6 protein-coding genes are annotated in these 7,107 nt (G+C 68.2%); 5 read left to right on the top strand and 1 reads right to left on the bottom strand.

Going from position 1 to position 7,107, the window contains the following annotated elements:
• On the bottom strand, window positions 1–417 hold a 417-nt coding region (locus VF536_RS07285; protein ID WP_331614148.1), incomplete at its 3' end, for a hypothetical protein.
• Window positions 418–553: 136 nt separating this feature from the next.
• Here VF536_RS07285 and VF536_RS07280 point away from each other — a divergent pair.
• From VF536_RS07280 to VF536_RS07260, 5 genes are all read left to right on the top strand, one after another.
• Window positions 554–1,948 carry an undecaprenyl-phosphate glucose phosphotransferase gene (locus tag VF536_RS07280; RefSeq protein WP_331614147.1) on the top strand — a complete coding sequence of 465 codons (1,395 nt, stop codon included), beginning with the start codon at window positions 554–556 and terminating at the stop codon, window positions 1,946–1,948.
• Window positions 1,949–1,980: 32 nt separating this feature from the next.
• A complete protein-coding gene (locus tag VF536_RS07275; RefSeq protein WP_331614146.1) occupies window positions 1,981–3,153 on the top strand; it encodes a hypothetical protein in 1,173 nt (390 codons plus the stop codon).
• Between the two features lie 102 nt (window positions 3,154–3,255).
• Complete coding sequence (gene galE, locus VF536_RS07270) at window positions 3,256–4,278, top strand: UDP-glucose 4-epimerase GalE (protein ID WP_331614145.1); 1,023 nt, start codon at window positions 3,256–3,258, stop codon at window positions 4,276–4,278.
• 138 nt (window positions 4,279–4,416) lie between these two features.
• Window positions 4,417–5,826 (top strand): mannose-1-phosphate guanylyltransferase/mannose-6-phosphate isomerase, encoded by a 1,410-nt coding sequence (locus VF536_RS07265; RefSeq protein WP_331614149.1) that lies wholly within the window; start codon window positions 4,417–4,419, stop codon window positions 5,824–5,826.
• 103 nt (window positions 5,827–5,929) lie between these two features.
• A partial coding sequence (locus VF536_RS07260) for a nucleotide sugar dehydrogenase (RefSeq protein WP_331614144.1) occupies window positions 5,930–7,107 on the top strand: 1,178 nt, incomplete at its 3' end.

Here is a 7,107-nt window from a genome sequence, read left to right as displayed (position 1 = left end):
GATGGCCGCCAGGTCGTCCTCGATGTCCCAGCGCACGTGGTCGATCAGCCAGTTGAAGTCGCCGGCCAGTTGCGCATCGCCCTGCACCCGCACGTCCGGACGCGCGCCCGACAGCGCCGCGAAGGCCGCGGCGGCGGGGTTGGACGCGTCCAGCTCGATGAGCAGGTCCGGTTCTTGCCTAGGGGCATCCTCGTCGCCCAGCCGTTCGAGCAGACCGGCGGGGGTGATGCGCAGGCGCAGGTCAGGGGCCGCCGGCAGCATGGCCGGCCAACCGGCCAGCCGCAACCGCAATGTCTTGCCCGTGTGCGGGGCCAGGCGCGCGGTGGCGACGGGCTCGCGGGACATGACATGGTTGAGCAACAGCGTGATGCGATCCTGGACTGCGGGCGCGAGGAGCTTGGACCATTCTTGAAGCATGGGGCGGATTGTAGGCAGGCCGCGACCGCGGCCCGGACACGGCGGAACCGGTGACAAGCTAGGGGGTCCCGTTACGAGTCCGCGAAACGAATTGAGCGAGAATTTCCGGCTCTGGCCGGGGAAGGACCACTGGGTGATGTTTGAGGACCGAAATTACAAGAGAACCTTCTACAGCGCGCCGCAGTCGGTCCAATCCTTCATCGCGGCCTTCCTGGAACCGACGCTGATCGTCCTGGTCTACCTGATGCTGCTGGCCTGGTTCGGCGAGCCGGTCATGCGCTCCACCTACACGCTGTGCATGCTGGTGTTCGCGCTGACCTTCCCGGGCCGCAACCGCTTCGCGGACCATCCCGCGAGCGCCGTCACCGACATCGTCGGCTCCTGGTTGATGCTGCTGCTGATCCTGGGCATGTTCGCCTACGCGACCAGCAGCTTCCATTACTTCGAACGTCCGGTGCTGCTGTGGTGGGCGGCGGTCACGCCGCTGGCGCAGATCGTCGCGGTCGAGATCGGCCGGCGCGTGCTGCGCTGGCGTTCTCGCCAGCCGTGGATCCGCCGCACCGCGGTGATCGTCGGCGCGGGGCCGCTGGGTGCGAAGGTCGCGCGGGCGCTGCAGTTCGGCACGGTCGGCGGCGCCGACTGCCTGGGCTTCTTCGAGGACCGCACCGACGACCGGCTGCATCCCGACTGCCTGGGCCGCGTGCTGGGCACCCTGCCGCAGCTCAGCGACTACGTCCGCACGCACGGCGTGCGCGAGGTCTACATCACCCTGCCGCTGGGCTCGCAGCCGCGCATCCTGCGCCTGCTGGAGCAGCTGCAGGGCACGACCGCCTCGCTGTTCTTCGTCCCGGACGTGTTCGGCATCAGCATCATCCAGGGCCGGCTGCAGGACGTGAACGGCGTGCCCGTGGTCGGCATCCTGGAGACGCCGTTCACCGGCGTGAACGAGGTCGTCAAGCGCATCAGCGACATCATCCTGGCCGCGCTGATCCTGGTGCTGATCTCGCCGATCCTGCTCATCCTGGCGATCGGGGTGAAGCTGAGCTCGCCCGGGCCGGTGATCTTCAAGCAGCGGCGCAACGGCCTGGACGGCGACGAGATCATCGTCTACAAGTTCCGCTCGATGCGCTCGATGGACAACGGCGCCGTCGTCAAGCAGGCGACCAAGGGCGACGCCCGCATCACGCCCTTCGGCGCCTTCATCCGCAAGACCTCGCTGGATGAGCTGCCGCAGTTCATCAACGTGCTGCAGGGGCGCATGAGCATCGTCGGGCCGCGCCCGCACGCGGTCGCGCACAACGAGGAATACCGCCAGATCATCAAGGCCTACATGGTCCGCCACAAGGTCAAGCCGGGCATCACCGGCTGGGCGCAGGTCAACGGCCTGCGCGGCGAGACGGACACCGTGGACAAGATGAAGGCGCGCGTCGAATACGATCTCGAATACCTGCGCAACTGGTCATTGGGGTTGGATCTCCAGATCATCGTTCGGACCGTCCGGCTGGTGCTGTTCGATCGCCATGCCTATTGATGACAAGAGATGACAAGAAGGGGACCCCACCGATGAAGCGACTCCACCGCCTGCCGTTGCCGTTCGTGCTGCTGGCCTCCGCGACGCTGGCCGCGCCCTGCTGGGCACAGAGCGACGCCGGCAGCCCCTGGTACGTCGGCGGCTCGCTGGGCCACTACTACACCAGCAACGTGTTCCGTTCCGCCGCCGGCGAGAACAGCGACCGACTGACCTCGATCAGCCTGCTGGGCGGCGTCGACCAGCGCCTGGGCCGGCAGCGCGTCTACGGCAACCTGCGCCTCAACGACACCCGCTACAACGACAACAGCCGGCTCAACAACAACGGCTACGACCTGGGCGGCGGCGTCAACTGGGAGACCGTGGGCAACCTGTCGGGCACGCTGGAATACACCCGCAAGCGCACGCTGGCCGACTTCAACAGCACCACCGCCGTCGCGCCCACGACCGAGAAGAACCTGCAGACCGACCAGAGCGCCACCGCGACCGCGCGGCTGGGCCTGCCGACGCTGAGCTCGTACTCGATCGAGGCCTCCTGGATCCACCGCGCGCGGGACTATTCGCTGGCGATCTTCGACACGCAGGAGTACCGCCAGGACGCGCAGTCCCTGGGCCTGCTCTACAACGCCAGCAGCGCGTGGCGCTTCGGCGTCGCGGGCCGCTACACGAAGGGCAAGGTGCCCTTCAACGGCTTCGAGTACGACCGCAAGGACGTCGACCTCACCGCGCTGTGGCGCGCCACCGGCTCCAGCAGCCTGAACGCGCGCATCAGCCGCAGCACCTCCGACAGCTTCAGCGGCGTCACCGGCGCGCTGAACTGGGATTGGCGCCCGGGCGGCCGCTGGTCGATGAGCACGCAGTTCTCGCGCGACACCGGCATCGAGACCTACTACCAGGGCATCACCAACGGCGTGTCCGACTTCAACCGCGTGCAGACGGCGGTGCAGACGCAGTTCAACTACCAGCTCACCGGCAAGCTCACGGCGCAGCTGGGTGCGGGCTACACCCGCATGAACCGCCACGACGACCAGTTCGGCACCAGCTACAAGGACAACACCAAGCAGTACAGCCTGGGCCTGGCCTGGCAGGCGCTGCGCAACGTCACGGTGGGTTGCCAGTACAGCCACCAGAGCCGCGACACCAGCAACGTGCTCTACGCCTACGACGCCTACACCGCCGGCTGCTACGTGCAGGGGATGCTGCGATGACGATGACGATGACGCGACGCCTCCCACCCGACGCATACTGACCGCCCCGCCCTCCGATCCACCGCCACCTTCCCGCCCGCGACCCGCGCGAGCCTTGACTCCATGGCCAACGAGACCATCCTGCTGACCGGCGCGACCGGCTACATCGCCTCCCACACCTGGCTCGCGCTGCAGGCGGCGGGGTATCGCGTGGTCGGCGTGGACAACTTCAGCAACAGCTCGCCCAAGGTGCTGGAACGGCTGACCGAACTCAGCGGCCAGACGCCGCTGTTCGAGAAGCTCGACGTCTGCGACGGCGCGGCGCTGGACGCGGTCTTCAACGAGTACCAGCCCGCGGCCGTGGTCCACTTCGCCGCCTACAAGGCGGTCGGCGAGTCCACGACCAAGCCGCTGAGCTACTACCGCAACAACCTCGACGGCCTGCTGACCGTGTGCGAGACGATGCGCCGGCACGAGTGCAAGCGCATCGTGTTCTCCTCCAGCGCGACCGTCTACGGGCAGCCGAAGACGCTGCCGCTGCGCGAGGACGCGGACCTGATGGCCGTGAACCCCTACGGCGCGACCAAGCTGATCGGCGAAGGCATCCTGCGCGACCTCGGCGCGTCGGACCCGCGCTGGCAGACCGCCTGCCTGCGCTACTTCAACCCGGTCGGCGCGCACGAGAGCGGCCGCATCGGCGAGGACCCGCGCGGCATCCCCAACAACCTGATGCCCTACGTCACGCAGGTGGCCGTGGGCCGGCGCGCGAAGCTGTCGGTCTTCGGCGACGACTACGACACGCCCGACGGCACCGGCGTGCGCGACTACATCCACGTCGTCGACCTGGCCGAGGGCCACGTCGCGGCGCTGGACTTCCTGCTGCGCGGCGACGAGTCGATCTGGGTCAACCTCGGCACCGGCCGCGGCTACAGCGTGCTGGAGCTGGTCGCCGCCTTCGCCGCCGCCAGCGGCCGCGAGATCCCCTACGAGATCGTCCCCCGCCGCCCCGGCGACGTCGCCGCCTGCTATGCCGATCCGGCGCTGGCGCGGGACAAGCTCGGCTGGACCGCGCGCTTCGACCTGCAGCGCATGTGCGAGGACAGCTGGCGCTGGCAGTCGGCCAATCCCAACGGCTTCGAAGGCTGAGCGGTCCCTGCGAGCCCGACAGCCTCCACGACCATCCGATTTCCAATTCAACTGGCGCGGCCCGACCCGGCCGCGCGACTGGCAGGGAGCAGTAACTTGAGCAAGACCTCGAACAAGATCGATGTGCAACCGGTGATCATGGCCGGCGGCAGCGGCACCCGGCTGTGGCCGCTCTCGCGCGCCGGCTACCCGAAGCAGTTCCTCGTGCTGAGCGGCAACAACAGCCTGTTCCAGCAGGCCGCCGGGCGCCTGGCCGCGCTGTCCTCCGAGGACATCGCGGTGACCGCGCCCATCGTCGTCGGCAACGAGGAGCACCGCTTCATGGTGCTGGACCAGTTGCGCGAGCAGAAGCTCGTGCCCGGCGCCGTCCTGCTGGAGCCGGTGGGCCGCAACACCGCGCCGGCCATCACGCTGGCGGCGCTGCAGGCGATCGAGGGCGGTGCGGATCCGGTGCTGGTCGTGACCCCGGCAGACCAGACCGTCACCGACGGCCCGGCCTTCACCGCCGCGCTGCAGGACGCCGTGCGTCAGGCCAGCGACGGCGCGATCGTGATCCTGGGCATCACGCCCGACCGCCCGGAAACCGGCTACGGCTACATCCGCGCCGGCGCCGAGGGCGCCGGCCTGCGCGTCGAGGCCTTCGTCGAGAAGCCCGACGCCACGACCGCCCAGAAATACCTCGACCAGGGCGGTTATTACTGGAACAGCGGCATGTTCGTGCTGCGCGCCAGCGTCTGGCTGCAGGCGCTGCAGCAGTTCCGCCCCGACATCGACCAGGCCACGCGCGTCGCCTTCGAGGGCAAGGCCGTGGACGGCTCCTTCGTGCGTCCGGCCAAGGACGCCTTCGCCGCCGTGCCCTCGGAATCGATCGACTACGCCGTGATGGAACGCTGCCCGGGCAGCCCGATCGCCCTGCGCATGGTGCCGCTGGACGCCGGCTGGAACGACCTGGGCGCCTGGGAAGCGGTCTGGCAGGTGGCCGACAAGGACGCATCCGGCAACGCCAGCCGCGGCGACGCCATCATCGCGGACAGCCGCAACACGCTGGTCCACGCGACCAGCCGGCTGGTGTCGGCGGTGGGTCTGGACAACATCGTCGTGGTCGAGACGCCGGACGCGGTGCTGGTCGCCGACCGCAGCAAGAGCCAGGACGTCAAGAAGATCGTCAACCAGTTGACGGCCTCGCAGCGTGACGAGCAGAACCTGCACCGCAAGGTGCACCGCCCCTGGGGCTGGTACGACAGCATCGACATGGGCGAGCGCTTCCAGGTCAAGCGCATCATGGTCAAGCCCGGCGCCTCGCTGAGCCTGCAGATGCATCACCACCGCGCCGAGCACTGGATCGTCGTGCAGGGCACGGCCGAGATCGTCAACGGCGACAAGACGCTGCTGCTGACCGAGAACCAGTCGACCTACATCCCGCTGGGCCAGGTGCACCGCCTGTCCAACCCGGGCAAGCTGCCGCTGGAGATCATCGAGGTCCAGTCCGGCTCCTACCTGGGCGAGGACGATATCGTGCGATACCAGGACACCTACGGCCGCAATTGACCACGGCCGCTGACCCTCACCCGGGGGGACGCGGCGGGCGGCGACACGAAAGTCGGACGAAAGTCGGATACAAAGCCGTCCTCGGAAAGAACAGGAGAAGGCCGTGTCCGTGATCGCCGTCGTCGGGTTGGGGTATGTGGGACTGCCGCTGGTGGTCGAGTTCGGCAAGCACGGGCGCACGATCGGCTTCGACATCGCCGTCGACAAGGTCGCCAAGTGCCGCGCCGGCACCGATCCGTCGCGTGAGCTGACCGACGCGGAAGTCCAGGCCGCCGTCCACGCCGAGTACCACAGCGACCCGGCCTGCCTGGCCGAGGCCGACGTCATCATCGTCGCCGTGCCGACGCCGGTGGACGAAGCCCACATCCCCGACTTCAAGCCCCTGATCGGCTCGTCGACCAGCGTCGGGCGCCACATGAAGCGCGGCGCGGTCGTCGTCTACGAATCGACCGTGTATCCCGGCGCGACCGAGGAGGTCTGCATCCCGGTGCTGGAACGCGAGTCCGGCCTGACCTGGAAGCAGGACTTCTTCGTCGGTTACAGCCCGGAGCGCATCAACCCGGGCGACAAGGACCACACGCTGACGAAGATCCTCAAGATCGTCTCCGGCGACACGCCCCAGACGCTGGACATCGTCGCGAAGACCTACGAGAAGATCATCCTGCCCGGCGTGCACCGCGCGTCCAGCATCAAGACGGCCGAGGCGGCCAAGGTCATCGAGAACACCCAGCGCGACCTCAACATCGCGCTGATGAACGAGCTGGCGATCATCTTCGAGCGCATCGGCCTGGACACCTCCGAGGTGCTGGAAGCCGCGGGCACGAAGTGGAACTTCCTGAAGTTCAAGCCGGGCCTGGTCGGCGGCCACTGCATCGGCGTGGACCCGTACTACCTGACCCACAAGGCCGACATGCTGGGCTACCACCCGCAGGTGATCCTGGCGGGCCGGCGCATCAACGACGGCATGGGCAAGTTCATCGCCGAGCAGACCATCAAGCAGATGATCGCCGCGGGCTCCCACGTCAAGGGCGCCAAGGTCAACGTGCTGGGCCTGACCTTCAAGGAGGATTGCGGCGACCTGCGCAACTCCAAGGTGATCGACATCATCCACGAGCTGCAGAGCTACGGCGTGGAGGTCCTGGTCACCGATCCCGCCGCCGAGGCCGAGGAAGCGATGCACGAGTACGGCGTGCGGCTGCACGCCTTCGAGGACCTGCCGCGCGCCGACGCCATCGTCGCGGCGGTCGCCCATCGCGAGTACAAGGCGCTGGGCGCCGGGGA

This window comes from Roseateles sp. (assembly GCF_036486225.1).
Lineage (GTDB): Bacteria > Pseudomonadota > Gammaproteobacteria > Burkholderiales > Burkholderiaceae_C > Roseateles.
The sequence above is the reverse complement of the archived record's forward strand: the minus strand, read 5'-3'. Positions and strand labels throughout refer to the sequence as shown.

Bases quoted from the DNA above. Each gene is read 5' to 3' on its own strand.
- VF536_RS07265 (WP_331614149.1), top strand. From the start codon at position 4,417: ATGGCCGGCGGCAGCGGCACCCGGCTGTGGCCGCTCTCGCGCGCCGGC.
- VF536_RS07280 (WP_331614147.1), top strand. From the start codon at position 554: ATGTTTGAGGACCGAAATTACAAGAGAACCTTCTACAGCGCGCCGCAG.
- VF536_RS07275 (WP_331614146.1), top strand. From the start codon at position 1,981: ATGAAGCGACTCCACCGCCTGCCGTTGCCGTTCGTGCTGCTGGCCTCC.
- galE (WP_331614145.1), top strand. From the start codon at position 3,256: ATGGCCAACGAGACCATCCTGCTGACCGGCGCGACCGGCTACATCGCC.